This is a genomic window from Lentibacillus kimchii (assembly GCF_042666895.1).
GTDB classification, from domain to species: Bacteria; Bacillota; Bacilli; order Bacillales; family Amphibacillaceae; genus Lentibacillus; species Lentibacillus kimchii.
The window spans coordinates 177,999-203,961 of record NZ_JBHTGR010000001.1; the positions used below are offsets into that span (position 1 = coordinate 177,999).

Annotated in this window: 26 protein-coding genes; all 26 read left to right on the forward strand. The window is 43.8% G+C overall.

The window, feature by feature from the left end; genetic code table 11:
• The first annotated feature begins 9 nt into the window (after positions 1-9).
• Positions 10-279 (forward strand): flagellar biosynthesis protein FliQ, encoded by a 270-nt coding sequence (gene fliQ / locus ACFQU8_RS00970; protein ID WP_382357281.1) that lies wholly within the window; start codon positions 10-12, stop codon positions 277-279.
• 3 nt (positions 280-282) lie between these two features.
• Positions 283-1,062: a flagellar biosynthetic protein FliR gene (fliR, locus tag ACFQU8_RS00975; protein WP_382357282.1), complete on the forward strand. Its 780-nt coding sequence runs from the start codon at positions 283-285 to the stop codon at positions 1,060-1,062.
• A 1-nt stretch (position 1,063) separates the two neighbouring features.
• Positions 1,064-2,152 (forward strand): flagellar biosynthesis protein FlhB, encoded by a 1,089-nt coding sequence (gene flhB / locus ACFQU8_RS00980; RefSeq protein WP_382357283.1) that lies wholly within the window; start codon positions 1,064-1,066, stop codon positions 2,150-2,152.
• Positions 2,153-2,175: 23 nt separating this feature from the next.
• Entirely contained in the window at positions 2,176-4,212 is a 2,037-nt protein-coding gene (gene flhA / locus ACFQU8_RS00985; protein ID WP_382357284.1) for a flagellar biosynthesis protein FlhA, read from the forward strand.
• Complete coding sequence (gene flhF / locus ACFQU8_RS00990; RefSeq protein WP_382357285.1) at positions 4,209-5,339, forward strand: flagellar biosynthesis protein FlhF; 1,131 nt, start codon at positions 4,209-4,211, stop codon at positions 5,337-5,339. Before flhA ends, flhF begins: the two co-directional genes overlap by 4 nt.
• Entirely contained in the window at positions 5,329-6,198 is an 870-nt protein-coding gene (locus ACFQU8_RS00995) for a MinD/ParA family protein (RefSeq protein WP_382357368.1), read from the forward strand. The genes flhF and ACFQU8_RS00995 overlap by 11 nt, the downstream gene beginning before the upstream one ends.
• A complete protein-coding gene (locus tag ACFQU8_RS01000) occupies positions 6,195-6,788 on the forward strand; it encodes a CheB methylesterase domain-containing protein (protein ID WP_382357286.1) in 594 nt (197 codons plus the stop codon). Before ACFQU8_RS00995 ends, ACFQU8_RS01000 begins: the two co-directional genes overlap by 4 nt.
• Before the next feature lie 82 nt (positions 6,789-6,870).
• Entirely contained in the window at positions 6,871-7,509 is a 639-nt protein-coding gene (locus ACFQU8_RS01005; protein WP_382357287.1) for a chemotaxis protein CheC, read from the forward strand.
• Between the two features lie 4 nt (positions 7,510-7,513).
• Complete coding sequence (locus ACFQU8_RS01010; protein WP_382357288.1) at positions 7,514-7,993, forward strand: chemotaxis protein CheD; 480 nt, start codon at positions 7,514-7,516, stop codon at positions 7,991-7,993.
• 50 nt (positions 7,994-8,043) lie between these two features.
• Complete coding sequence (locus ACFQU8_RS01015) at positions 8,044-8,814, forward strand: FliA/WhiG family RNA polymerase sigma factor (RefSeq protein ID WP_382357289.1); 771 nt, start codon at positions 8,044-8,046, stop codon at positions 8,812-8,814.
• Positions 8,815-8,949: 135 nt separating this feature from the next.
• Positions 8,950-9,351 (forward strand): DUF6115 domain-containing protein, encoded by a 402-nt coding sequence (locus ACFQU8_RS01020; protein WP_382357290.1) that lies wholly within the window; start codon positions 8,950-8,952, stop codon positions 9,349-9,351.
• Between the two features lie 168 nt (positions 9,352-9,519).
• Positions 9,520-10,317 (forward strand): 30S ribosomal protein S2, encoded by a 798-nt coding sequence (gene rpsB, locus ACFQU8_RS01025; protein WP_382357291.1) that lies wholly within the window; start codon positions 9,520-9,522, stop codon positions 10,315-10,317.
• A gap of 88 nt (positions 10,318-10,405) precedes the next feature.
• Positions 10,406-11,296: a translation elongation factor Ts gene (gene tsf, locus ACFQU8_RS01030; RefSeq protein ID WP_382357292.1), complete on the forward strand. Its 891-nt coding sequence runs from the start codon at positions 10,406-10,408 to the stop codon at positions 11,294-11,296.
• 101 nt (positions 11,297-11,397) lie between these two features.
• Complete coding sequence (gene pyrH, locus ACFQU8_RS01035) at positions 11,398-12,120, forward strand: UMP kinase (protein WP_382357293.1); 723 nt, start codon at positions 11,398-11,400, stop codon at positions 12,118-12,120.
• Between the two features lie 2 nt (positions 12,121-12,122).
• On the forward strand, positions 12,123-12,680 hold the full coding sequence (gene frr / locus ACFQU8_RS01040) for a ribosome recycling factor (RefSeq protein WP_382357294.1): 558 nt from the start codon (positions 12,123-12,125) through the stop codon (positions 12,678-12,680).
• Positions 12,681-13,184: 504 nt separating this feature from the next.
• A complete protein-coding gene (locus ACFQU8_RS01045) occupies positions 13,185-13,946 on the forward strand; it encodes an isoprenyl transferase (protein ID WP_382357295.1) in 762 nt (253 codons plus the stop codon).
• A 15-nt stretch (positions 13,947-13,961) separates the two neighbouring features.
• Positions 13,962-14,753: a phosphatidate cytidylyltransferase gene (locus tag ACFQU8_RS01050; protein ID WP_382357296.1), complete on the forward strand. Its 792-nt coding sequence runs from the start codon at positions 13,962-13,964 to the stop codon at positions 14,751-14,753.
• Between the two features lie 89 nt (positions 14,754-14,842).
• Positions 14,843-16,102: an RIP metalloprotease RseP gene (gene rseP / locus ACFQU8_RS01055; RefSeq protein WP_382357297.1), complete on the forward strand. Its 1,260-nt coding sequence runs from the start codon at positions 14,843-14,845 to the stop codon at positions 16,100-16,102.
• A 176-nt stretch (positions 16,103-16,278) separates the two neighbouring features.
• Positions 16,279-20,571, forward strand: a complete 4,293-nt coding sequence (locus ACFQU8_RS01060; protein ID WP_382357298.1) for a PolC-type DNA polymerase III — start codon at positions 16,279-16,281, stop codon at positions 20,569-20,571.
• 267 nt (positions 20,572-20,838) lie between these two features.
• The gene (gene rimP / locus ACFQU8_RS01065) at positions 20,839-21,309 is read left to right on the forward strand and encodes a ribosome maturation factor RimP (protein ID WP_382357299.1); all 471 of its coding nucleotides are present in this window, start codon (positions 20,839-20,841) and stop codon (positions 21,307-21,309) included.
• A 15-nt stretch (positions 21,310-21,324) separates the two neighbouring features.
• Positions 21,325-22,482 carry a transcription termination factor NusA gene (gene nusA / locus ACFQU8_RS01070; protein ID WP_382357300.1) on the forward strand — a complete coding sequence of 386 codons (1,158 nt, stop codon included), beginning with the start codon at positions 21,325-21,327 and terminating at the stop codon, positions 22,480-22,482.
• Positions 22,483-22,494: 12 nt separating this feature from the next.
• Complete coding sequence (gene rnpM, locus ACFQU8_RS01075; RefSeq protein WP_382357301.1) at positions 22,495-22,776, forward strand: RNase P modulator RnpM; 282 nt, start codon at positions 22,495-22,497, stop codon at positions 22,774-22,776.
• On the forward strand, positions 22,766-23,065 hold the full coding sequence (locus ACFQU8_RS01080) for a L7Ae/L30e/S12e/Gadd45 family ribosomal protein (protein WP_382357302.1): 300 nt from the start codon (positions 22,766-22,768) through the stop codon (positions 23,063-23,065). The genes rnpM and ACFQU8_RS01080 overlap by 11 nt, the downstream gene beginning before the upstream one ends.
• 20 nt (positions 23,066-23,085) lie before the next feature.
• Entirely contained in the window at positions 23,086-25,260 is a 2,175-nt protein-coding gene (infB, locus tag ACFQU8_RS01085) for a translation initiation factor IF-2 (protein ID WP_382357303.1), read from the forward strand.
• On the forward strand, positions 25,257-25,535 hold the full coding sequence (locus ACFQU8_RS01090) for a DUF503 domain-containing protein (protein ID WP_382357304.1): 279 nt from the start codon (positions 25,257-25,259) through the stop codon (positions 25,533-25,535). Before infB ends, ACFQU8_RS01090 begins: the two co-directional genes overlap by 4 nt.
• Positions 25,536-25,574: 39 nt before the next feature.
• Positions 25,575-25,913 (forward strand): 30S ribosome-binding factor RbfA, encoded by a 339-nt coding sequence (rbfA, locus tag ACFQU8_RS01095; protein ID WP_382357305.1) that lies wholly within the window; start codon positions 25,575-25,577, stop codon positions 25,911-25,913.
• Positions 25,914-25,963 lie beyond the last annotated feature (50 nt).

Sequence of the window (25,963 nt, forward strand, 5' to 3'; positions counted from 1 at the left end):
TGGTTTATCATGAGCAGTGAATTTGTTATTTCTCTGGCCGAACGCGGTGTCTATGTTATTTTGCTCGTCGCCGGTCCATTGCTGATTTTGGCTTTGGCAGTCGGCCTGTTAGTTGCCATATTTCAGGCAACAACACAGATTCAGGAACAGACCCTGGCGTTTATCCCTAAAATTGTTGCCGTTTTTGTTGGTCTCGTATTCCTGGGACCGTGGATGCTGACACAAGTTGTTGAGTTTACAGCGAATCTCTATCAGAATTTGAATCAATTTACAGGGTAGCCTATGCTGGAACTTATTAATCTTTCAGCTATACCGGTTTTCCTTCTTATTTTTGTCAGGATTTCTGCATTTTTTGTCACGCTGCCCTTATTTTCATATGCGACAATACCGACACCGTTCAAGATTGGTTTTTCATTTTTCTTGGCACTCATTATGTATTATACAGTAGATATCTCCGGCGTTCCGGTCGATTACACGTATTTTTTGCTGCTAATGAAGGAAGCTATTGTCGGTTTGCTGATTGGTCTCTTGGCTTATATTATTCTTGCAGCCGTCCAGATCGCCGGCGGGTTCGTCGATTTTCAGATGGGTTTTGCCATCGCCAATGTGGTTGATCCGCAAACAGGTGCCCAGAGTCCGCTGATTGGTCAGTATTTTAATATTATCGCACTTATGTTTCTATTATCGGTCAATGGTCACCATTTATTAATAGATGGGATTTTCAATAGTTTTGAGCTAATTCCAATAGATGCTTTTATACCGTTTGAAAATGCAGGAATAGCGCAATTTATCATCGAGACATTTAATCAGATGTTTTTAATTGCTTTCCAGATGGCTATGCCAATCGTTGGCTGTTTGTTTCTGGTTGATGTGGCTTTAGGGATTATAGCCAGAACGGTGCCGCAGATGAACGTGTTTGTTGTTGGTCTGCCGTTAAAGATTTTTGTCAGTTTTGTCGTTATCTTCCTGTTTCTCAGCCTGTATGTTGTTTTGGTTCAGCATGTTTTTGAAACCATGTTCACGGCTATGAGGGACTTGATGCGTTTGTTCGGAGGTGGCTAGAATGCGGTTAATGCAGCTGGATTTGCAATTTTTTGCTGGAGCAGAGGAAAAAACCGAAAAGGCGACACCCAAAAAGCGCCAGGATGAGCGAAAAAAAGGTAAAGTGGCAAAAAGTACGGATATCAATACAGCCTTTCTCATGCTTTTCTGTTTTATGACTTTATTTGCCATGGGAACCTTTATGATGGAACACCTGTCGTCGTTATATCAGCACACATTCACAGAATATATTCATTGGGATGTGACGACTCAATCAGTGGGTCGCGTGCTGAAAGAAGGGGCGCTTGAAATGGGCAAAGTACTGGCCCCGGTTATGCTTGCTGCTATTCTCGCAGGACTGGCAGCTAACTTGACGCAAATCGGTTTCTTGTTTACGACAGAGCCACTGTCACCTGATCTGAACAAAATCAATCCCATTCAGGGTGCTAAGCGTATTTTTTCAGCACGGGCTCTTATTGAGCTGTTAAAGTCATTATTGAAAATAACCTTTATAGGGGCAACCACATTTTTGATTATTTGGATTTTTAAAGGTGATCTGTTCATGCTTGCTTTTAAGACAGCTGACAATGCGGTCGCCTTTTTCAAACGAGTAACCATCATCATGGGCGTCGCAGCAGGTCTGGCGTTGCTGTGCTTGTCAGTTCTGGATTATGTTTATCAGAAATATGACTTTGAAAAAAATATTAAAATGTCCAAAAAAGATGTCAAAGACGAGCATAAAAACATGGAAGGCGATCCGCAGATTAAATCCAAACGGCAGCAGCAGCAGCGTGACATAGCGAATAAACGCATGATGAGCGAGGTGCCATCAGCTGATGTTGTCATTACCAACCCGACACACTATGCGATAGCCATTAAATATGATGAGACCGAAGCATCTGCTCCCTACATAGCAGCCAAAGGTGCTGACATGATTGCTCAGAAAATCAAAGAGGTTGCAAAAGCCAATGACGTCATGATGGTAGAAGATAGAGCAATCGCCCGGGAACTGTATGACACTGCGGAAATTGACGAGGTCATACCAGAGACATTTTATAAAGCAATAGCCGAAATACTGGCTTATGTTTACAGACTAGAGCAAAAAGTTTAAGGCCATGAGGAGAGTAGCCAATCATGAAAGCACGTGATTTATCCGTTTTGCTAGGTGTTATACTTATCATTGTTATGCTTGTTGTGCCACTTCCTGGGTGGCTCTTAAGTATTTTAATACTTTGTAATATATCACTTGCACTGATTGTGATACTAGTGTCTATGAACACGGAGGAAGCCCTGCAATTTTCTATATTCCCGTCGCTGTTATTATTGCTGACATTGTTCCGTCTCGGACTGAATGTTTCAACAACGCGTTCCATTTTGTCGGAAGCTGATGCCGGTGGTGTCATCGATACATTCGGTTCGTTTGTGATCGGTGATAATGCACTGGTCGGCTTTGTCGTGTTTGTTATTTTGGTCATTATCCAATTTCTTGTTATCACAAAGGGTGCAGAGCGGGTTTCCGAGGTAGCGGCGCGTTTCACCCTTGATGCTATGCCCGGTAAACAAATGAGCATTGACGCGGATTTGAATGCTGGGCTCATTTCCGAGCAGCAGGCCAAGGAACGCCGTGAGAAGGTGGAAAAAGAAGCTGATTTTCACGGCGCAATGGATGGTGCCAGCAAGTTTGTTAAAGGCGATGCCATTGCTGGAATTATAATTGTTCTAATCAACATTATCTTTGGTTTAATCATTGGTATGGTACAGAAGGATTTTACGTTCACCGAAGCTATGAATACTTATATGCGTTTGACAGTTGGGGATGGCCTGGTGAGTCAAATGCCTGCTTTGCTCATTGCGACCGCAACCGGTATTGTCGTTACCAAAACAACAACAACGGGTAATTTAGGAAGTGAAGTGACAGGTCAGTTGTTGCAATTTCCAAAATTGCTGTTTATTGCGGCAGGAACGATCTTTCTCCTTAGTTTCACCCCGATCAATTTTTTCTTAGCAGTTGCCATTGCTGGTTTACTGGCTTTAGGCGGGTATACACTGCAAAGGCAAACGGAAGAACCGGCCGCATCCGAATCTGAAGAAGACAAGCAGGTTGAGCAATCCGAGTCAATGAACACACCGGAAAATGTCGTTGATCTGTTAAATATGGATCCGATTGAGTTTGAATTTGGATATGCGCTCATACCGCTTGCCGATAAAGATCAGGGCGGCGATTTGCTTGACCGGATTGTGATGATCCGCAGGCAGCTGGCACTTGAACTTGGTATTGTCGTACCGGTCGTGCGGATCAGGGATAATATTCAGCTGGAGCCGAACGCTTATCGTTTGAATATCAAGGGAAATGAAGCGGCCTCCGGCGAACTTCTGCTGGATCATTATATGGCCATGTCACCGGAAATGGACGATGAAGAAATTGAGGGAATCGATACAAAGGAACCGGCGTTTGGGCTGCCCGCTAAATGGATTAGTGAAGATGATAAGGATGAAGCTGAACTGTCCGGCTACACAGTTGTCGATCCGCCGTCAGTTGTTTCAACTCACATTACTGAAGTTATCAAGCGTTTCGCACATGAACTGCTGGGGCGTCAGGAAACAAAACAGTTAATTGATCATCTGAAAGAAAGTTATTCGATTCTGGTCGAAGAAGTGACACCCGAACCATTATCGGTTGGTGACATTCAAAAGGTACTGGCCAAATTGCTCAGGGAGAGCGTGTCCGTACGTAATTTGCCGGTTATTTTTGAAACGCTTGCTGACTTTGGCAAAATGACCAATGATACAGATCTGCTTGCCGAATATGCCCGACAGGCACTGGCACCGCAAATCACCAAACAGTATGCGGGTGATGATATGGCATTAAATGTTATCACCGTATCAGGTCAGGTCGAAAAAATGATTGCAGAAAATATTCAGCAGACAGAGTATGGCAATTATTTAGCACTGGATCCGGATTCACAGGAGCAAATTGTCAAGGCCATTCACGCTGAAGCTGAAAAGATGACACTGCAGGAAGAAACAGCTGTTGTCTTATGTTCACCGGCCGTTAGAATGTACTTGCAGCAGCTCGTGGAACGATTCCTGCCGCAAGTCGCCGTGTTATCTTATAACGATCTGGAGCCTAGTGTGAACGTACAGAGTATTGGGGTGGTGAATCCAGAATGAAGGTGAAGAAGTACGTAGCGCCGAGCATGCCTGAGGCGATGGATCGTATTCGGAAAGAACTTGGTTCTCAGGCAGTTATTTTAAATTCAAGAGACGTATTCCGGGGCGGTTTCCTGGGACTGTTTAAAAAGCGGCATATCGAGGTGATTGCTGCACTGGACCCCCAGCCGCAGCCTGAGTCTCAACATGAAAACCACCATAAGAAGGAAGCGGCTGCTGTGACTAAAACAACAGACAAGCAAACGCCTTCAAAAAATGATCCTGTTTTAAATGAAGTGAAACAGCTGCGGAAACTGGTCGAAACGCAAACAGCAGACGGTGCAGATTATCCGCCGGACTATCAGGTTATTTATCATCATTTGCTGGCGCAGGAAGTTGATGAAAAGCTGGCACAGAATCTAATGGAGAATGTGATCCGTGATCATGAAACAAATAACGGCCTGCTAGAGGATCAGGAGCGTATTTGGCAGGACGTGAGCTCTGAAATTGAAAGACAATTAAGCACACTGAATCACGGCACAGATTTGCAGGGACAGCAAATCATTCAGTTTGTTGGCCCAACAGGGGCGGGTAAGACAACCACGATTGCTAAGATTGCTTCATCGGCGCTTATGAATGAACAAAAACAAGTAGCGCTTATGACAGCTGATACGTATCGGATTTCAGCTATTGACCAATTAAACACGTACGCTCAGATTCTAAATATCCCGCTGGAAGTTATCTATAATGCAGAGGATTATCAGGCAGCTGTCCAAAAACTGGCTTCCAGCGACTTAATTCTGGTTGACACAGCTGGCAGGAATTTTATGGAACAAAAACATGTTCAGGATTTGCAGCAGACAATTACTTTTAACGCGAGCACCCGTACTTGCCTGGTGCTTTCCCTGACCGCCAAGGCTAAAGATATGACAGCCATATATGAACAGTTTCAGCATTTGCCGATCAGCCAGGTCGTTTTCACCAAGATGGATGAAACACGCGAATATGGGAGTATATTGAATATTGCTTTGCCAAATAGTCTGGGTGTGGCTTTTCTGACCAATGGCCAGGACGTGCCGGACGATATCGTGAAGCCGTCTTCGCGATTAATTAGTGATTTGATCGCAGGTGATAGGCATGACAGGTGATCAGGCTAGCAAACTAAGGCAGAAACTTGCAGACAATCAATCTGAACGAACAGCCAGAACAATCGCCATTGCAAGCGGAAAAGGCGGCGCAGGTAAATCAAATGTTGCTTTAAATTTTTCTTTGGATCTGCTGCATCACGATAAAAAAGTGTTGTTGTTTGATCTTGACATTGGCATGGGCAATCTCGATATCCTGCTTGGTCTGGATCCGAAAGCAACAATTATTGATATGTTTGCCAATCGTTCAGCCATTCAGGATATTATTGAAACAGGTCCCCTTGGACTGGCCTATGTGGCAGGGGGATCAGCCTTGAATGACTTCTTTAGGCTGGGTACGGAAGAACAGGATTATTTTTTTCAGGCATTTGACGATGTTACATACTTATATGACTATATTATTTTTGACATGGGTGCAGGAGCATCAGAAGAGACCATGACATTCGTTATGGCTTCAGATGAATGCATGGTGGTAGCTAACCCTGAACCGACCTCCATTACAGATGCTTACGGACTGATCAAGCACATTGTCCACAGCCGCTGGAATATGCCCATATCGCTCATTATGAATCGTTCCCCGTCTGTGAAAAATGGCCGGAAAGCGCTTGTGAGATTCCAGCGTGTCGTCCAGCAATTTCTTAACCATCATATTCGGCTGCTGGGAACACTGCCAGATGATCGCACAGTTTCAGATGCTGTTCTTCAGCAAGTCCCTTATATCCTGTTAAATGATAAAGCTGCTGTTTCGCGGGCCATGAGAAAGCTGACAAGTGATTACCTGCGTGATGACACGACAAATGAGCAATTATCGCGATCCTTTGTGCAAAAACTGAAAATGTTCATGTCAGGTGATAAACGATGAGACAGTTCAACACGATTGCTGGAATCGGCGCCTCAACAGGCGGTCCAAAAGCGCTTGAGTGTGTGCTGGCTGAATTGCCCGGCGATTTCGCTGCACCTGTTTTAATTGCTCAGCATATGCCGCCAGGGTTTACAGCGTCACTTGCTGCAAGATTTGATCAGACAGTGGCTATCCGTGTTAAAGAAGCGACCCAACGCGAAATCATTGAACCGGCTACAGCCTATATCGCACCGGGTGATTATCATATGACCGTCAAACAAAGCGGGACTGACTATTCAATTGAACTGACCCGGGATGCAAAGCGGCATGGACAGCGGCCGTCAGTCGATGTATTGTTTGAATCGCTCGCCCGTTTGCAGCATGTCCGAAAAATGTGTGCTGTTTTAACCGGAATGGGACGTGATGGGTCAGAAGGCATTAAGGCGCTGAAAATGCAAGATCAGCAGGCGGTTATCGTGGCTGAGTCTGAACTAACGTCAGTCGTCTATGGTATGCCGAAAGCTGCCATGGATACACGGCTGGTCACCTATAGTGTACCAATTCAGCAAATCGGAGGTCTGATACATCATTTAGCACGCCCGCGATTGTGACTAATAATTGCTGGCGCTGTCCCAGCGGTCTGAACTGGAGAAGATGCACAGAATTGAATCAAATCAGCAGGAGGTTGAGTAAATGGATAAAGGTAATGGTCTGTCTGCTATGCAAATGGATGCTCTGCGGGAAGCAGGAAATATTGGGGCAGCACACGCTGCTACATCTATGTCATCCTTAATGAATAAGAAAATAGATATGGAGGTCCCGTTTGTTGATATTGTTCCGTTTGCAGATATCCTGGACTGGATGGGGGGACCGGATAGTCCGGTCGCAAGCACCCTGATTCATATATCCGGTGACGTTTGCGGCAAAGTTTATTTTATGCTGGCTGTTGATGAAGCCGAGACCTTTGTCAAGTATGCGTCGGATGAGCAGCATGTTCAATTAATTGATCAGGATGAAACAAATCTCTTTGGAGCATCTGTCTTTAAAGAGATCGGCAACATTCTGACCGGATCTTATATGTCGGCAATCTCTGATTTCACCGGACTGCATATTCAGCCATCGGTACCGCAATTGCAGATTGATATGGCCGGGGCGATTCTGTCCGATGCTGTTATTGACGTATCACGATCGACCGATTATGTGCTGATCGTTGACACGGTTATACGTTACAGCGGGCAAAAAAATCCGGTTAACGGGCAATTTCTATTCCTGCCTGACCCGGAATCATTAGCCACATTATTTAGAGCACTGGGCATGGCCGGAAATGAGTGAAAAGATGACAATAATAAAGGTTGGGATTGCTGACTTACAAACTGTCAGGGCACCAGACAGGATCAAAACATCTGGTCTTGGATCCTGTGTTGGTGTGATTCTTTATGATTTGACTAAACAGGCAGCTGGACTGGCGCACGTTATGCTTCCTGACTCGAAGCTGGCTAAACAGTCTCAGAAGAATGTTTTAAAATTTGCAGATACAGCTGTTGATAGTTTAATGGACGAAGTGTGTTCTATTGGTGCCCGCAAATATGCCTTAAAGGCTAAAATGGCTGGTGGAGCCCAAATGTTTGATTCTGCATCTAACCAGGATTCAATTGGCGACAAAAATGTACAGGCTGTTCAGGCTGCGTTGTTACGTCATCATATAACGCCCGAAGCTATGGATGTTGGGGGACATTCCGGCAGAACGATTGAATTTAATCCAGCAGATGGGATGCTGAGCATTCGCACGGTTTATAAAGGTGAAACCATTATTTGATACTGAACTGCAGAAGTCTGGCTTTTAAAGTAAAGGGGGAGCTTTGAAGTATGGCGACAAATGAACCTCCTCTGATCCAATCATTATGGAAGAAGTGGCTGGAAAATCATGACTCGAAGGCTGCGAATGATCTAATTTATTATTATATGTATCTGGTCAGCTTTCACGTTGAACGGATCGGCAGCCATCTTCCGCCTAATGTCAGCAAGGATGATTTAAAAAGTTTCGGGATGCTGGGATTGTATGATGCCCTGACAAAGTTTCAGCATAAACGGGAATTGAAATTTGATACATATGCCTCCTTTCGTATTCGTGGTGCTATTATTGATGGACTGCGAAAAGAAGACTGGCTGCCAAGATCTATGCGGGAGAAATCGAAGAAAGTAGAACAAACATCACAAGTATTGAAGCAAGTCTATCAGCGCGAGCCAACGTCTGAAGAAATTGCAAAGAAGCTGCAATTGTCAATGGAAGACGTGGAGGAAACTGTAAAGCATTCACTGGCAGCGAATATTTTATCCATTGAAGAGAAACCAAACAATGATTATAAAGAAGGCATTGGCTATACGATTCCAGATCAGGATGCATTACAGCCGGATAAATCAATGCTGCAATCGGAACTGAAAAATGAACTGATTTCAAGCATGCAAAATCTCAATCAAAATGAACAAATGGTGGTCAGTCTATTTTATGAAGAAGAACTGACATTAACAGAAATTGGTCGCGTATTGGAATTGACGACGTCCAGAATATCACAAATACATCGAAAAGCTATATTTAAACTGCGAAAGTCACTGCAGAAAATCCAAGCCAATACATGACTTGCGAAAAGACGGCATAATCCAAAATCTGTATCGTTCAAATACAATGCATGCTAAATTATAATGGATGATTAAAATGATGGATCGAGGGGTATGATGACGTCAATACTGATTTTTTTAAGTTTATGCTTACACGTGGTAACATTATCGATTATTTATAAATTGTTTAAGCAGGTTCAGTCGCTGCAGCAGGACAATGCCAGAGAAGTGACGGAACTTCTTGAACAATCTTTACAGGATATTAAGCAGGAGAACAGGGAGCTGGAACACACGCTTGCGGCGACAGGCAATGATACAAAACCTGCGGGAGAGAAGGAAAGTTCTAAACAGCCTGAAACAGAGGGAGAAACAAAAAATCCTTATACGCCCGAAACGGACAGCGTAACAGATGAAACAGCGTTATCACTTGAAGCTAAAATCCTGCAGCTCCACGATAAAGGGTTCAGCATCGAGGAGATAGCTCGTCAGCATAATTGTGGTCATACAGAAGCCGAATTGATTATTAAAATGAATCAGAAGGCTTATAATAATACTTGATTGGGTATAATTGTTATGATATATTTATTTTGGTGTAAAACTGTGTTTGCGTTCGAAGCTAAACATGACTACACACGCTCGGTGATTTGTATATCGGGTGCCATTCATTTTGGTCTTTATACAAAAATGATCTGAAGCGGAGGAAAAAACCATTAGGAGGAATTTTTAATGTCAGTTATTTCAATGAAACAATTACTTGAGGCTGGTGTGCATTTTGGCCATCAGACTCGCCGCTGGAATCCGAAGATGAAAAAATATATCTTCACAGAACGTAACGGTATCTACATCATTGATCTGCAAAAAACAGTTAAACGCGTGGATACAGCTTATAATTATGTGAAGGATATCGCTGCGAATGGCGGTTCAATTCTGTTTGTAGGAACGAAAAAACAAGCACAGGACTCAGTTCGGGATGAAGCAACCCGTTCAGGTATGTATTTTGTGAACCAGCGCTGGCTGGGCGGCACACTAACAAACTTCCAAACAATCCGCACACGTCTTACACGTCTTAAAGATATTGAAAGTATGGAAGAAGACGGTACATTTGAAGTACTTCCGAAAAAAGAGATCGTGGGATTGATGAAAGAAAAAGATCGCCTTGTCAAATTTTTGGGCGGCATTAAAAACATGGAGCATTTGCCGGATGCCTTGTTTGTGATTGATCCGCGCAAAGAACGCATCGCGATCGCTGAAGCTCATAAATTGAACATTCCAATCATCGCAATGGTTGATACCAATTGTGATCCGGATGAAATTGACTATGTCATCCCGGCAAACGATGATGCTATCCGTGCTATCAAACTGCTGACTTCTAAAATGGCAGATGCCATTCTGGAAGTAAAACAAGGTGAAGAAACAGAAGTTGCGGATGACGCTCAGTCTGAAGCAGAACAGGAAAAGCCGGAAGAGGAAAATGCTGAGAACGCTGAAAGCACCTCTGAGGAAGCTGAAACGAATAAAGAGTAGGTTGTAAAAGGACAGGTGATAAGGGGATGAGAGCCTTTTATCACCTTTTTTTACAACGCATTATTTATAACAATAAGGAGGAATCATTATGGCGATCTCGGCCAAATTGGTTAAAGATCTACGCGAAAAAACCGGTGCAGGTATGATGGATTGTAAAAAAGCTCTGCAGGAAACGGATGGCGATATGGACAGCGCCATGGAATTTCTGCGCGAGAAAGGCATGGCTAAAGCAGCTAAAAAAGCTGACCGCATTGCAGCTGAGGGTATGGCCCATATCGAAGTAGATGGCAATACAGCCGTACTTCTGGAAGTCAATTGTGAAACAGATTTTGTTACAAAAAATGATCAGTTTAAACAATTGCTGTCAGAAATCGGCACTCATATCGTTAAACAAAAACCTGAAACAGTCGATGAAGCATTGCAGCAAAAACTGCACGGCAATCAGGATGGCGATACAGTCGAACAATATATTAATGTAACTGTCGGGAAAATAGGTGAAAAAATTTCTCTTCGCCGTTTCGCACTTCTGAACAAGACAGACAATGAAGCATTTGGCACCTATCTTCACATGGGTGGTTCAATTGGTGCTCTGACACTGCTATCAGGCACTCAGGATGACAGTATTGCAAAAGACATTGCCATGCATGCGGCTGCTGTCAGCCCGCGTTATGTATCAAAAGAGGACGTGCCGGAAGCTGAAGTCAGCAATGAACGCGAGGTCCTGAAAACGCAGGCACTCGAAGAAGGTAAACCAGAGAATATCGTAGAGAAAATGGTTGAAGGCCGTCTCAATAAATTCTTTGAGGAAATTTGTCTGCTGGAGCAGGATTTTGTTAAAGATCCTGATCAAAAAGTGAAAAAATATGTCGCTGATAATGGGGCATCCGTCAGTACATTTGTCCGCTACGACGTCGGTGAAGGTATTGAAAAGCGTGAAGAAAGCTTTGCTGAAGAAGTCAAGAATCAAATGAAGCAATAAAGTAAGATGAGATAAGAAACAATCAGGCTGTCTCCTCCTTTGCTCATTTTTGGCTTGCAAACAGCTTAATGCTGAAAAAAATCATTCCGATGGAGGTAATCATGACGACACCCCAATATCGCAGAGTTGTACTAAAATTAAGTGGCGAAGCGTTAAGCGGCCAACAAGGCAATGGCATTGAGCCAAGCGTCATTCAGTCGATAGCATTGCACATAAAAGAGATTGCTGATCTAGGTGTGGAAGTGGCTGTCGTCGTCGGAGGCGGTAATCTCTGGCGCGGCAAAATCGGAAGTGAAATGGGAATGGATCGTACGACAGCCGATTACATGGGAATGCTTGCAACGATTATGAATTCCCTGGCCCTTCAGGACAGCCTGGAGAAAAATGGTATCCCTACACGTGTGCAAACCTCCATTGAAATGCGGCAGGTTGCAGAACCTTATATAAGACGAAAGGCTATCCGCCATCTCGAAAAGAAGCGCGTTGTTATATTTGCTGCAGGAACAGGAAATCCTTATTTCTCAACGGATACAACAGCAGCATTAAGAGCTGCGGAAATCGAAGCTGAAGTTATCCTCATGGCTAAAAATAACGTTGATGGCGTCTATTCAGATGATCCGAAATTAAATAAGGATGCGGAAAAATACTCAGAGATAACGTATATGCAAATGCTGAATGAAGGTCTGGGTGTTATGGATTCGACAGCATCTTCCCTTTGCATGGATAATGATATTCAATTAATCGTCTTTTCCATAACTGAAGAAGGCAATATCAGGCGTGTTGTACAAGGAGAACCTATTGGCACAAGAATAAGGGGGGACTGATCATGTCCGATCAAATAATAAAAGATACAAGGAATAATATGGAAGAGGCCGTAAAGGCTTTTTCAAAAAGTATGGCAACTGTAAGGGCCGGACGGGCCAATCCGTCTATTCTGGACAGTGTCGTGGTTGATTATTATGGTGCGGCAACACCGTTGAATCAGTTGTCGAATATATCAGCACCGGAAGCAAGACTCCTGGTCATTTCACCTTTTGATAAATCAGCCATATCGAACATTGAAAAAGCCATTGAAAAGGCCGATTTAGGCTTAACCCCGTCCAGTGATGGCAGCGTCATTCGTATCAATATTCCTGCACTCACCGAAGAACGCCGCAAAGAGTTAACGAAAGTTGTCGGGAAATATGCCGAAGAAGCGCGTGTGCAAGTAAGAAATATTCGTCGTGAAACCAACGACCAGCTTAAAAAAGACGAAAAAAATGGTGACTTATCGGAAGATGATCTGAAGAAAGCGTATGACGATGTGCAAAAAGAAACCGATAAGCATATTGGGAAAATTGACGATCTTGTCAAAGATAAGGAAAAAGAAATAATGGCGTTTTAAGTGACCTTGAGCAGGTAAGATGCAACGAGGCTGGGACATAACGGTACTTATCAATCCTGAAGACGAATAATATTAAGATTGGCGGGAGGAAATATGCGTTGACTCCTGCGGGAAGAGAGGCTCACCAGCTACCCGCGGAAAGTGACGTCCATTTCCGGAGCAAATGATTGGTCCTGCCAGGTTAATCTAGTTATTCAAGCTTGTTTGATAAGAGACTCTTTTGTCCCAGCCCCTTTGTTTCCAGCATCTATCTTGGTTTAGCGAATTTGAAAACCATTGTTTTGTTTAAAATACAAGAAAAGCGCTGGACTCTAAATGATTCACTCTGAGTCAGGTTTTTCTTATATTTTAAGGAATTCTTTATAAAATCTTTGACTGAACGTGATATAATGGTGACTTACCCTAATAGAAAAATACACTGGCCTGTTATTAGCTGGTTGGCAGTTAACGGTGGTTAGGATTGCAGAGTGCGTTAGCATTATCAGTGATATCGGAGGACAAATTATGTCAATGAAAATTCCCTTTTTTAAACAGAAAGAATCGAAGGCGAATGAAACATCTGATTCAGATAATATGCCAAGGCATGTCGCTGTGATAATGGACGGTAATGGACGATGGGCCAAAAAACGGGGATTGCCGCGCATAGCTGGTCATAAAGCAGGTATGGATGTTGTCCGTGACGTGGCCAAAGCAGCAGCCAACAGCGATATCGAAACTCTGACATTATATGCTTTCTCGACAGAAAATTGGCGGCGGCCAACGTCAGAGGTGAATTATTTGCTGAGTCTGCCGAAAGAGTTCTTACATATCTACTTGCCCGAGCTGATCGAAAATAATGTACGGGTTGAAACAATAGGTGATTCAACTGTTCTGCCAGATCATACGAAAGATGCTGTGAATGACGCTAAGTCTAAGACAATGATGAATGATGGTTTATTACTGAATTTTGCTCTAAACTATGGCAGCCGATATGAAATGATTGAAGCGATCAAACAAATCGCTGCGGATGTGGATGATTCAGCTCTCTCACTCGATGAACTGGATGAGGATGTGGTGTCCCGGTATCTTTACACAAACAACTTGTCGGATCCGGATTTGTTAATCCGCACAAGCGGTGAACAGCGTCTGAGCAATTTTCTGTTATGGCAGTGTGCTTATTCTGAACTCTGGTTTACAGATATTTTATGGCCCGATTTTACGGCAGATACATTCAGGCAGGCTCTTACTGATTATCAGCAACGGAAAAGGCGATACGGCGGCGTTTAAGGAGATGAACATGATATGAAACAACGCATTCTGACAGCTATTGCAGCATTTGTTATTTTTATACCTTTTGTCGTGATTGGCGGTACGGCCTTTAATGTGCTGGTTTATTTGCTCGCCTCGATTGCACTCTTAGAGTTGGTCCGTATGCGCCGGACAATGAGCTTTTTTCCGATAATCGCTGCTGTTATAGGTTTATGGCTTATTATGCTGCCTGGATCAGCTGATTTTCTGGAAACCTTTCATAAAACAGAAATGATCACAGTGCTGGCATTACTTTTACTGGCATATACGGTGCTGTCTAAGAATACATTTACATTTGACGATGCTGGTTTTGTCCTATTGACGGTTATTTATGTCGGAATGGGCTTTTTCTACCTGATGGTAACTCGTGATGGTACTGGCGTTACGGGGTTGACCAATATCTTTTATGTGCTGCTTGTGATCTGGACGACGGATATAGGTGCTTATTTTTGCGGACGTACACTTGGAAAGCACAAACTCTGGCCGGAAATCAGCCCGAATAAGACGATTGAAGGGGCAGCTGGCGGTGTCATTCTGTCTGTCATTGTTGGCATTGTTTTTCATATTGTCTTCCCGTTTTCGTATGGTATGATAACGGTGATCATGGTGACGATACTTACTTCAGCGGCCGGTCAGATTGGTGATCTGGTGGAGTCTGCCTACAAACGGCATTATGATGTGAAAGACTCCGGAAAAATACTGCCGGGTCATGGCGGTATTCTCGACCGGCTGGACAGCCTTGTGTTTGTTTTACCACTGCTTCATGTCATCCAATTTTTTGCCTAGGATAACGGCAATTGTTTGTTTCAGGACGATAATCGATTCGGACGAAACGTTCAATCCTTACCCTTATTATCAAAAGGAAGGTGCTGCGATTGACCACAATCATAGCTTTTATTTGTATGTTTGGTCTGCTTGTTTTTATTCATGAATTCGGCCATTTGATTTTTGCCAAGCGGGCCGGCATGCTGGCACGTGAATTTGCTATCGGATTTGGACCAAAGGTATTCACTTTCATGAAAAATGAGACGGTTTATACGATCCGTTTGCTCCCCGTTGGCGGTTATGTGCGAGTGGCCGGGGACGACCCGGAAATTATTGATCTGAAACCAGGTCAGCAGGTCGGATTGGAATTTAATGACGAGGGAAATGTCAATAAAATTATTGTAAATAACAAAGCAAAACATCCTCAGGCACGTGTTGTCGAGCTGGAACATACTGACCTGGATCATGAGCTGGTCATTGAAGGGTATGAACCGGATGAGGAGGATGAAAAATTCACGTTTGAGGTGGATCGCAAAGCCTCTTTTATAATGGATGAGGAAGAAACGCAAATTGCTCCTTATGACAGACAATTCGCCTCAAAAAGCACCGGTAAACGGGCTATGCAGCTGTTTGCAGGACCTATGATGAATTTCCTGCTGGCCATTGTTATTTTCATTGTCATTGGGTTAGTCCAGGGTATACCTGTCGACGAAGCTAAAGTAACTGATATTAAAGCAGACAGTCCCGCTGATACGGCTGGCCTTCAGTCTGGGGATGAAGTCATTCAGATTGATGGCACCCCCGTCAGCACATGGGATAAATTCACAAAAATCGTCCAGGATCATCCAGGAGACGAATTATCAATGACACTTCAGCGCGATGACAGCACGGAAATGGTGACCATAACACCTGATAAATTAGAAAGACAGGGGATGGCTATTGGCCAGGTAGGTGTTGACCATGCATTTGAGAGATCGTTCTTTGGGTCATTTACGTATGGATTTGAAAAAGCTTACGATACAACAAAACTGATTCTGACAAATCTGTTTAAACTCGTTACCGGCCAATATTCTCTTGAAGTTCTGTCCGGTCCTGTAGGTATTTATGACGCGACGAATCAGGTTGTCCAGTCAGGCTTCGCGACATTCGCAATGTGGACGGCGATTCTCAGTGTGAACTTGGGAATTGTGAATTTAGTACCAATTCCAGCTCTGGATGGCGGCCGCTTATTGTTTGTTGGGATTGAAGCTGTTCGCGGCAAGCCGGTGGATCCACAGAAAGAGGGCGTTGTTCATTTTATCGGCTTTGCTCTTTTGATGCTGCTCATGATTGTCGTCACGTGGAATGATATACAGCGGTTATTTTTGTAGCGCCAGACAGCCTGGTAAGAGCGTTTAAATGACTGTTTATCAGCAGTTGACACGATAGCGCGGCCTGCCATATCCCTGAAGTCTTTTATAAAAGGCATCGAACCCTTGTCTGCATCTTTCGGCAAGGGTTTCTGTTATAATGGACATCAGTCATTAAAAATCGAAAGGAAGTACGTATGGGTATCTCAAAACAGGAAAAAATGACACTATTGCTGCAGCAGTTGGGGATTCCCGAAGAGACTGTCAGTGATCATTTTCAGGACAGTCAATTAGTTAAGCTGGAAGTGCATAAACGAACACAGCTTTGGCATTTTCATATACAAGTCAACCATTTGCTGCCGACTGACGTATATGCGCTGTTCTCATCCCGATTGCAGGAGACATTTAAACAATTTGCAGCCATTGATTTGACTTTATATACAGTGGAAAAACAGACAGATAGTGAGACAATTGTTGCTTATTGGTCGCAGTTTCTTCAGTCCATTTCCGATTTATCGCCAGGTTATAAAGAACTTGTATCCCAGCAGACGCCTGAGATTAAACATAATAACCTTATGTTAACGGCAAGAAGTGACGCGGAGGGCAAAGCCATTAAAAAGCGCCTTGAAAAGCCTTTTCAGGATTTTTGTGAAAAAATCGGCGCACCGCCTTTTAGTTTGCAGGTGGATGTCAAAGCGGAAACAGATGAACTGCAGAAATTTAAGGAACAAAAGGCGAAGGAAGATCAGGAACTTGTCTTAAAGACTGTTCAAGAGAAAGAAAAGCGTGATCAGGCCAGACAAAAGGAAGCCCAGGATAAACCGGTGATGCTTGGCTACAAAATACAGGATGAACCTGCCCAAATGGAGGAGATTCAGGAAGAAGAACGCCGGATAACCGTACAGGGCTACGTTTTTTCGGCAGAAATCAGGGAGTTGCGTTCGGGCAGAAGTTTATTGATTCTAAAGGTGACAGACTATACGGATTCATTACAAATCAAAATGTTTTCCAAAGGTGACGAAGATGCTGAAACGTTTAAACTGTTGCAAGAAGGCATGTGGGTTAAAGCGCGCGGCAGTATTCAAACCGATATGTACACCAATGAATTAGCTATGATGGCAAATGATATCCATGAAGTCAAAGTTGAAAAACGTCAGGACACGGCACCAGAGGGCGGTAAACGTGTCGAATTTCATGCTCATACGACGATGAGTCAAATGGATGCTGTGATGTCACCAACGACATTGATTGAACAAGCTGCCAGCTGGGGGCATCAGGCAGTGGCGATTACCGATCATGGTGGTGTGCAGGGTTTCCCGGAAGCACACGCAGCCGCGGAGAAACATAATATTAAGGTTATTTATGGGGTCGAGGCAAATTTAGTTGATGACGGTGTGCCCATTGCCTATAACGAACGGGATGCTGATTTGGCTGAGGGGACGTATGTTGTATTTGACGTGGAAACAACGGGGCTTTCCGCCGTTTATGACACAATCATTGAGCTTGCAGCTGTGAAAGTCTATCAGGGAGAAATTATCGACCGGTTTGAATCGTTCGCTAATCCGCATCACCCATTAGCGGACACAACAACTGATTTAACCGGGATAACAGATGATATGGTCCAGGACGCGCCGGAAATCGGCAAGGTGTTACAAGACTTTCACGAGTGGATGGCTGATGGTATTCTCGTTGCCCATAATGCCAGCTTTGATATCGGCTTTCTGGATCAGGGATTCCAAAGGATTGATTATCCTAAAACGACTAATCCGGTGATCGATACGCTTGAATTGTCCCGGTTTTTGTATCCAACCCTTAAAAATCACCGCCTGAACACGATGTGCAAGCATTTGGATATTGAACTTACCCAGCATCACCGGGCTATTTATGATGCTGAAGCAACCGGCTATTTGCTCTGGAAACTCGTTAAAGGATTGCTGAATCAGGACATCACCAACCATCAGCAGTTAAATAGTCATATGGGTGAAGGTGATGCTTACAAACGGTCGCGTCCCTCCCATTGCATTTTGCTGGCGCAGACACAAGAAGGCATGAAAAATCTGTATAAGCTTGTTTCTTATGCGCATATTAATTACTTTTACCGGGTCCCGCGTATACCAAGATCTGTTCTGCAGAAATTGCGCCAGGGAATTCTCGTCGGTACCGCCTGTGACGATGGCGAAGTGTTTGAAGCGATGATGCAGAAGTCAGCTGATGAAGCGGAAAAAGCAGCTGAATTCTATGATTATATCGAGGTGCAGCCGCCTGCGAATTATAGTCACCTGATCGAAAAGGAACTTGTCCAGAATGAGTCGCAAATTCTTGATATTATCGCGAAAATGACGGCTATGGGCGAACGTATGAACAAGCCTGTCATCGCAACAGGTGATCCCCATTATCTGGAAGACCATGATAAAATCTACCGGCAAATTCTAATTTCGTCACAGCCCGGCAATGCTCTGAACCGTCAGACGCTGCCGGACACACCATTTCGGACGACAGATGAAATGCTGGAAAGTTTTCAGTTTCTGGGTGAAGACAAGGCAAACGAACTTGTTGTGTCGAATCCAAGTAGGCTCACAGAATCAATCAATGACGTTTCGCCAGTGCAGGATGGTTTGTTTACACCCAAGATAGAGGGAGCTGACCAGGAGATACGCGATCTCTGTTATAACCGTGCTAAACAAATTTACGGTGATCCCGTGCCAGATATCGTAACTGACAGGCTGGAGAACGAACTTTCCAGTATCATTAGAAATGGTTTCTCGGTCATTTACTTAATCTCACATAAATTGGTCAAAAAGTCGCTTAATGATGGCTACTTAGTCGGTTCGCGCGGTTCAGTCGGCTCGTCGCTGGTTGCGACGATGTCTGAAATAACGGAAGTCAATCCTTTGCCGCCGCACTATGTCTGCGAGACGTGCCATCATCATGAATTTATAACAGATGGCTCCGTCGGCAGTGGATTTGATTTGGCAGATAAGCCATGCCCGGAATGCGGTGAACCATTAACGAAAGACGGTCAGGATATTCCATTTGAAACATTCCTTGGATTTAAAGGGGATAAAGTGCCGGATATTGATTTGAATTTTTCCGGCGAATATCAGCCAGTTGCTCATAATTATACCAAGGTTCTGTTTGGCGAAGAGAAGGTTTATCGTGCCGGAACAATCGGCACAATTGCCGACAAAACGGCTTATGGCTATGTGAAAGGCTATGCATCCGACAATGAATTAGTTTATAAAAATGCAGAAGTTGATCGTCTTGTCCAGGGCTGTACAGGTGTCAAACGAACAACTGGCCAGCATCCAGGAGGCATCATCGTTGTGCCAGAGGATAAAGAAATCTTTGATTTTACGCCGATTCAATATCCGGCTGATGACCGGAATAGCGAATGGCAGACGACACACTTTGATTTCCATTCGATTGAGGACAATTTATTAAAATTAGATATACTCGGTCACGATGATCCGACCGTTATACGCATGCTTCAGGATTTGAGCGGAATTGATCCCAAAACGATTCCAACTGATGATGAGGATGTCATGAAAATCTTCTCCGGACCCGAATCATTAGGTGTCACACCTGAACAAATTAATTGTAAAACGGGGACTTTGGGTGTTCCGGAGTTTGGAACCAGGTTTGTACGGCAAATGCTTGAAGATACGAAGCCGAGCACCTTTGCCGAGCTGGTTATCATTTCCGGGCTGTCACATGGTACAGATGTATGGCTCGGAAATGCTGAAGAGCTGATTAATGACGGCATTTGCGAATTGCCGGATGTTATCGGCTGCCGGGACGATATTATGGTTTACTTGCTGTATAAGGGGCTTGATTCATCACTTGCCTTTACAATTATGGAATATGTCCGCAAAGGCAGAGGCTTGAAAGATGAATGGATAGAGGAAATGAAAAATCACGGTGTTCCTGATTGGTACATTGAGTCATGTAAAAAAATCAAGTATATGTTTCCGAAAGCCCACGCAGCAGCTTATGTGTTAATGGCTGTACGAATCGCGTACTTCAAAGTGCACTATCCTATTTATTTCTATGCCGCCTATTTTTCCGTAAGAGCCGGCGACTTTGAACTGGATACGATGGTCAAAGGTTCCGAAACGATCAGGAAACGTATCGAGCAGATCATGGCCAAAGGGAATGATGCTCCGCCGAAAGAAAAAAGTCTTCTCACAGTCCTTGAAGTAGCGCTGGAAATGTGTGAGCGGGGTTATTCATTCCAGAAGGTGGATCTGTATCAATCAAAAGCCTCCGAATTTATTGTGGATGGCTATACGTTAATACCGCCATTTGATGCTGTTGAAGGTCTTGGAACCAATGCCGCTATCAATATCGTTAAAGCGCGGGAAGATGGTGAGTTTCTGTCCAAAGAAGACTTGCGGCAGCGCAGCAAAATTTCCAAAACGGTGCTGGAATATTTGGATAACCATGGCTGTCTTGAAGGAATGGCTGATCAAAACCAGTTATCTCTGTTTTAAGCAGCGGAGCGCCTTTGACTGTCAACGTCAGACATTACATTTCTTGCAACATCACGTTACGTATGCTATAGTTCTAAAGTATGGAATTTGCAGGACTAACGAGTGGGTTTTGCCCACTCGTTATTCATACAACTGGTTTCGCACCACGCAGCTTCCCTTGCCCATCCTCTGGCAGGGGTTTTATATTAAGAAGTGTCTTAAATTGAAATAATATGCACTATGTGTGGTTTATATTAAGGTTAACAACAACTGAATAAGGAGGATTCTATGAGTTCTAAAGTTGTTCAAACAACAGAACAATTAGCCGAACCTATTCTGCAGGAAAAAGGGTTGGAATTGGTTGATGTTGAATATGTAAAGGAAGGGAAGAATTGGTTCCTTCGTGTTTACATTGATAAAGAAAACGGCGTTGATATTGATGAATGTGCGACAGTTTCTGAACAATTAGGTGACAAGCTCGATCAGTCAGATCTGATTAAAGGTTCTTATTTTCTCGAAGTATCATCACCAGGTGTTGAGCGACCGCTTAAATCTAAACAGGATTTTTCCGCAAATGTGGGCAGTAACGTCTACGTTAAACTTTATGAACCCATTGACGGCGACAAGGAGTATGAAGGAACGCTGCACGAATTTAACGATGAAACAGCCGTTATAGCTTATAACCTGCAAGGCCATAACAAACAGGTTGCTATACCGTATCAAAAAATAGCCAAAGCCAGACTGGCGGTATCATTGTGAAGGGGGAATGACAAAGTGAACAGTCAGCTATTTGATGCAATTGATTATTTAGAGAAAGAAAAAGGCATTGATAAAGATATTGTGATGGAGGCTTTGGAAGCCGCCTTGATTTCTGCTTACAAAAAGAATTTTAACTCAGCTGCAAATGTCCGGGTTGACATTGATGAAGAATCGGCATCAATGCGTGTTTATTCCCGAAAAACAGTTGTTGAAGAAGTGGAAAATACTCAGGAGGAGATTTCTCTTGAAGAAGCGCGGGAAATCGATCCGAATTATGAAGCTGAAGATGTTATCGAAGTTGAAGTGACACCGAAAGATTTCGGGCGAATAGCTGCCCAGGCCGCTAAACAAGTTGTCACTCAGCGTGTTCGCGAGGCTGAACGCGGTGTGATATTCAGTGAATATGCTGATCGGGAAGAGGATGTCATGACCGGTATTATCTCGCGCAAGGATAACCGCTTTGTTTATGTCAATTTAGGTAAAATTGAAGCTAAATTGGCTGAATCTGAACAGATGCCTACAGAAGAGTACTATGTGCACGACCGCATGAAAGTGTTTGTCAACAAGGTCGAAAACACAAGTAAGGGTCCGCAGATTTATATTTCACGGTCCCACCCCGGATTATTGAAGCGTTTGTTTGAAATGGAAGTGCCAGAAATATATGACGGGACGGTTGAAATCAGATCGGTTGCAAGAGAAGCAGGTGACCGTTCCAAAATAGCTGTGCATGCTGATGATCCGGAAATTGACGCTGTCGGTTCATGTGTCGGACAGAAAGGGCAGCGGATTCAGGTCGTTGTCGACGAATTAAAAGGTGAAAAAATTGATGTTGTTGAATGGTCCGAGGATCCGTTTGTGTATGTGTCCAATGCCTTGAGTCCATCTAAAGTTGTCGACGTGCTGGTTGATGAGGATGATAAGGCAACAACTGTGGTTGTTCCGGACTATCAATTGTCACTGGCCATCGGCAAGCGGGGGCAGAATGCTCGTCTGGCCGCAAAACTGACAGGCTGGAAAATTGATATCAAAAGTGAATCCGAAGCACTTGAAGAAGGCCTTATTGATGAAGCGGACGATAGTCAGTCAGCCTTTTCCTATTCGGCTATTAACGATGATGACGATGATCTGGCCGGCGTGTCCTATTCTGACATAGATGAAGACTTGTTTGAATAAGGAGGCATTGGCATGGTCAAAAAGAAAAAGATACCACAGAGGAAATGTGTTGTCACAAATGAATTGAAACCAAAAAAAGATTTGATCCGTATCGTACGCAATAAAGAAGGCGACGTTTTTGTTGACCCGACAGGCAAAAAAAACGGCCGTGGTGCCTATCTCTCCAATGACCCGGCTGTTATTGACAAAGCCGAAAAAAATGACATACTAAGCCGGCAGCTTGATACGGCCATTGATTCTTCGGTGTATGAAGAATTAAGGCAGTTTGTTACGGACGGTCCAGATGAAAAATAACTATCTTAACATTGTCGGACTGGCCCATCGCGCGAGGCAATGCTCACTGGGAGAGGACGCCATTGTGCAGGATATACAAAAAAGGCGTGCAGAACTCGTTCTGCTGGCAAATGATGTCGGGCCCCGGACGCGAAAAAAAATAACAAATAAATGCCATACTTTCGATATACCATATAATATTGTCGACGATCGGGACACATTATCGAATGCGGTTGGAAAATCCCAGAGGGTAGCTGTTGCTATTTTGGATGCGGGGTTCGCTACCAAAATCAAATCGCTGCTGGGATAATTAATCTTGGGGGTGGATCTATGAGCAAAATGCGTATATATCAATATGCAAAGCAAAATAATAAGTCGAGTAAAGAAGTCATTCAATATTTAAATGATTTAAATTATGATATTAAAAGTCACATGTCAACTGTTTCAACCGAAACAATGGAAAAACTGGATAAAAAGTTTGCCTCGGGAAAAACGGAAGCAGCTGCAGATACTAAAGGAAACGAACAGCAACAGCAAAACAGCGCATCTGGACAGTCGCAAAATCAAAGCAAACAGCAATCTCAGCCGAACAATAAACAATCAAAAGGTCAAGGTCAGCAACAACGGCAAAATGGACGTGACCAAGCCAAACATAAGAAACAAAAGGCTAATAATCGAAAAGGCGGACAGCAGCATTCAAAATCAGGAAAATCCCAGCAGTCCAAAGGCCGGCAAAAGCCAGTTAAGGAAACACCGTCTAAAATAACGTACAGCGACACGCTGACGGTCAGTGATCTAGCTGAGAAGCTGAATAAAGAAATAGCTGAAATTATTAAAAAATTAATGTCGCTTGGTGTCATGGCTAACAAAAACCAGGACCTTGATGACGATACCGTCGAATTATTATGCGACGAGTTTGGCACAGAAGTTGAAAAAGAAGTTATTTTAGATGATACAGACTTTGATAAATATCTTGAGGAGGATGACCCGGCCGATCTTGTGGAACGTCCGGCTGTTGTGACGATTATGGGGCACGTGGATCATGGCAAAACAACGGTGCTGGACGCTATTCGTCATACTAAAGTAACCGCTGATGAAGCTGGAGGTATTACACAGCACATCGGTGCTTATCAAGTTGAAACGAATGGTAAAAAAGTTACGTTTCTGGATACACCGGGCCACGCAGCATTCACGAGTATGCGTTCCCGCGGTGCCCAGGTAACCGACATTGCGGTATTGGTTGTCGCTGCTGATGATGGTGTGATGCCGCAGACAGCAGAAGCTATTAATCATGCCAAAGCAGCTGGTGTGCCGCTCATTGTTGCTGTTAATAAAATCGATAAAGAAGGCGCTAATCCGGACCGGGTTATGCAGGAGCTGACTGAGTATGAAATGGTTCCGGAAGCTTGGGGAGGCCAGACAATATTTGTTAATATGTCGGCGACTAAGCAGGAAGGGATCGATGAACTGCTTGAAATGCTTCAGCTTGTTTCTGAAATGGAAGAATTAAAAGCCAATCCAAATGCTAATGCTTCTGGTTCAGTGGTCGAAGCTAAACTGGAAAAAGGAAGAGGATCTGTTGCGACACTACTCGTTCAGAACGGCACCTTACACGTAGGTGACGCCGTTGTTGTCGGTAATACATTTGGCCGTGTCCGGACGATGGTTAACGATGAGGGAGAACGTGTGAAAACAGCCGATCCTTCGATGCCAGTTGAAATTACCGGACTGAATGATGTTCCGCAGGCGGGCGATCCATTCCTTAAGTTTACGGATGAGAAAAAAGCACGTCAGGTTGGGGCAGCACGTCAGCAGCAGCATATCCAGGAAAATCGGACAGAATCAGCCAAGGTCAGTATTGATGATCTTTTTGAACAGATTAGACAGGGTGAGATGAAGGAAATTAATATTGTCATTAAAGCTGACGTCCAAGGTTCAGCTGAAGCCCTGGCATCATCACTTGAAAAAATCGACGTTGAAGGCGTTAATGTCAAGATTGTTCATGCTGGTGTAGGAGCCATTAAAGAGTCCGATATCATTTTGGCTTCAGCTTCTAACGCCATTGTTATTGGATTCAATGTGCGTCCTGATGCCAGCACGAAAAAAACCGCAGAAAATGAGAAAGTTGATATTCGCTTGCATCGTGTTATTTATAAGGCGATGGAGGAAGTTGAATCTGCCATGAAAGGCATGCTGGATCCAGAATATGAAGAAAAAGTTATTGGTCAGGCTGAGGTTCGTGAAACATTCAAAGTATCCAAAATCGGAACCATTGCCGGCAGTTATATAACGAACGGCAAGGTGACACGTGATGCAGGTGTCCGGATTATCCGCGACGGTGTCGTTCAATTTGAAGGTGAAATTGACAGTTTGAAACGCTATAAAGACGATGCCAGAGAAGTAGCCCAGAATTACGAATGCGGCATAACCATTAAAAACTTTAATGATATTAAAGTGGGCGACACGCTGGAAGCCTTTGTTATGGAAGAAATTGAGCGCACATGATTATGTATGCCGAGGTGCAATGCTGGCTGTATGAGAGTCATTCACTTAAGCAGAAACGCTCGGTTGTTAAACGCATCACCGCTAAGCTGCGTCAAGAGTTGAATGTTGCTGTAACCGAACTGGATTATCAGGATTTATGGCAGCGGACAAAGTTCGGAATCGTGACAGTTTCGACTGATAAAACACATGCTGAGCAAGTGCTTCAGGCCGCACTAAAACTGATTGACACATTTATTGAAATCGAACGTACGATTACGGAGACAGAACGTCGCTGATAAAGCAAGATGTGCCTCCGTTGATTGAGGTGATTTAAATTGAGTATACGTGCCAATCGTGTCGCAGAACAGATTAAAAAAGAAATGGGCGAGCTGATCGGTCAAAAATTGAAAGATCCGCGCATCGGGTTTGTCACGGTAACAGACGTGGACGTCACCGGTGATCTGCAGCAGGCCAAAGTATACATCACCGTGTTTGGCGATGATAAAGAAAAACAGGATACGCTTGTCGGATTAGCTAAAGCAAATGGATTCCTGCGTTCAGAAATCGGCAGGCGCATACGGCTGAGAAAGACACCGGAAATAACATTTGAATTTGATGAAGCCTATGAATATGGCAATCGTATTGAAAGAATACTGCGTGATTTGAATGAATAAGCAGTATTATGGCAGGTTAATCTGACTCATTTAAGAGTCAGATTTTTCCT

What these genes read in the sequence shown, in the direction of transcription:
- ACFQU8_RS01045 (WP_382357295.1), top strand. Translation starts at nt 13,185, where the DNA reads ATGTCAATGAAAATTCCCTTTTTTAAACAGAAAGAATCGAAGGCGAAT.
- ACFQU8_RS01005 (WP_382357287.1), top strand. Translation starts at nt 6,871, where the DNA reads ATGGATAAAGGTAATGGTCTGTCTGCTATGCAAATGGATGCTCTGCGG.
- ACFQU8_RS01010 (WP_382357288.1), top strand. Translation starts at nt 7,514, where the DNA reads ATGACAATAATAAAGGTTGGGATTGCTGACTTACAAACTGTCAGGGCA.
- rimP (WP_382357299.1), top strand. Translation starts at nt 20,839, where the DNA reads ATGAGTTCTAAAGTTGTTCAAACAACAGAACAATTAGCCGAACCTATT.
- rpsB (WP_382357291.1), top strand. Translation starts at nt 9,520, where the DNA reads ATGTCAGTTATTTCAATGAAACAATTACTTGAGGCTGGTGTGCATTTT.
- ACFQU8_RS01060 (WP_382357298.1), top strand. Translation starts at nt 16,279, where the DNA reads ATGGGTATCTCAAAACAGGAAAAAATGACACTATTGCTGCAGCAGTTG.
- infB (WP_382357303.1), top strand. Translation starts at nt 23,086, where the DNA reads ATGAGCAAAATGCGTATATATCAATATGCAAAGCAAAATAATAAGTCG.
- ACFQU8_RS01000 (WP_382357286.1), top strand. Translation starts at nt 6,195, where the DNA reads ATGAGACAGTTCAACACGATTGCTGGAATCGGCGCCTCAACAGGCGGT.
- fliR (WP_382357282.1), top strand. Translation starts at nt 283, where the DNA reads ATGCTGGAACTTATTAATCTTTCAGCTATACCGGTTTTCCTTCTTATT.
- ACFQU8_RS01050 (WP_382357296.1), top strand. Translation starts at nt 13,962, where the DNA reads ATGAAACAACGCATTCTGACAGCTATTGCAGCATTTGTTATTTTTATA.
- ACFQU8_RS01015 (WP_382357289.1), top strand. Translation starts at nt 8,044, where the DNA reads ATGGCGACAAATGAACCTCCTCTGATCCAATCATTATGGAAGAAGTGG.
- pyrH (WP_382357293.1), top strand. Translation starts at nt 11,398, where the DNA reads ATGACGACACCCCAATATCGCAGAGTTGTACTAAAATTAAGTGGCGAA.
- ACFQU8_RS01090 (WP_382357304.1), top strand. Translation starts at nt 25,257, where the DNA reads ATGATTATGTATGCCGAGGTGCAATGCTGGCTGTATGAGAGTCATTCA.
- tsf (WP_382357292.1), top strand. Translation starts at nt 10,406, where the DNA reads ATGGCGATCTCGGCCAAATTGGTTAAAGATCTACGCGAAAAAACCGGT.
- ACFQU8_RS00995 (WP_382357368.1), top strand. Translation starts at nt 5,329, where the DNA reads ATGACAGGTGATCAGGCTAGCAAACTAAGGCAGAAACTTGCAGACAAT.
- frr (WP_382357294.1), top strand. Translation starts at nt 12,123, where the DNA reads ATGTCCGATCAAATAATAAAAGATACAAGGAATAATATGGAAGAGGCC.
- flhB (WP_382357283.1), top strand. Translation starts at nt 1,064, where the DNA reads ATGCGGTTAATGCAGCTGGATTTGCAATTTTTTGCTGGAGCAGAGGAA.
- fliQ (WP_382357281.1), top strand. Translation starts at nt 10, where the DNA reads ATGAGCAGTGAATTTGTTATTTCTCTGGCCGAACGCGGTGTCTATGTT.
- flhA (WP_382357284.1), top strand. Translation starts at nt 2,176, where the DNA reads ATGAAAGCACGTGATTTATCCGTTTTGCTAGGTGTTATACTTATCATT.
- rnpM (WP_382357301.1), top strand. Translation starts at nt 22,495, where the DNA reads ATGGTCAAAAAGAAAAAGATACCACAGAGGAAATGTGTTGTCACAAAT.
- flhF (WP_382357285.1), top strand. Translation starts at nt 4,209, where the DNA reads ATGAAGGTGAAGAAGTACGTAGCGCCGAGCATGCCTGAGGCGATGGAT.
- ACFQU8_RS01080 (WP_382357302.1), top strand. Translation starts at nt 22,766, where the DNA reads ATGAAAAATAACTATCTTAACATTGTCGGACTGGCCCATCGCGCGAGG.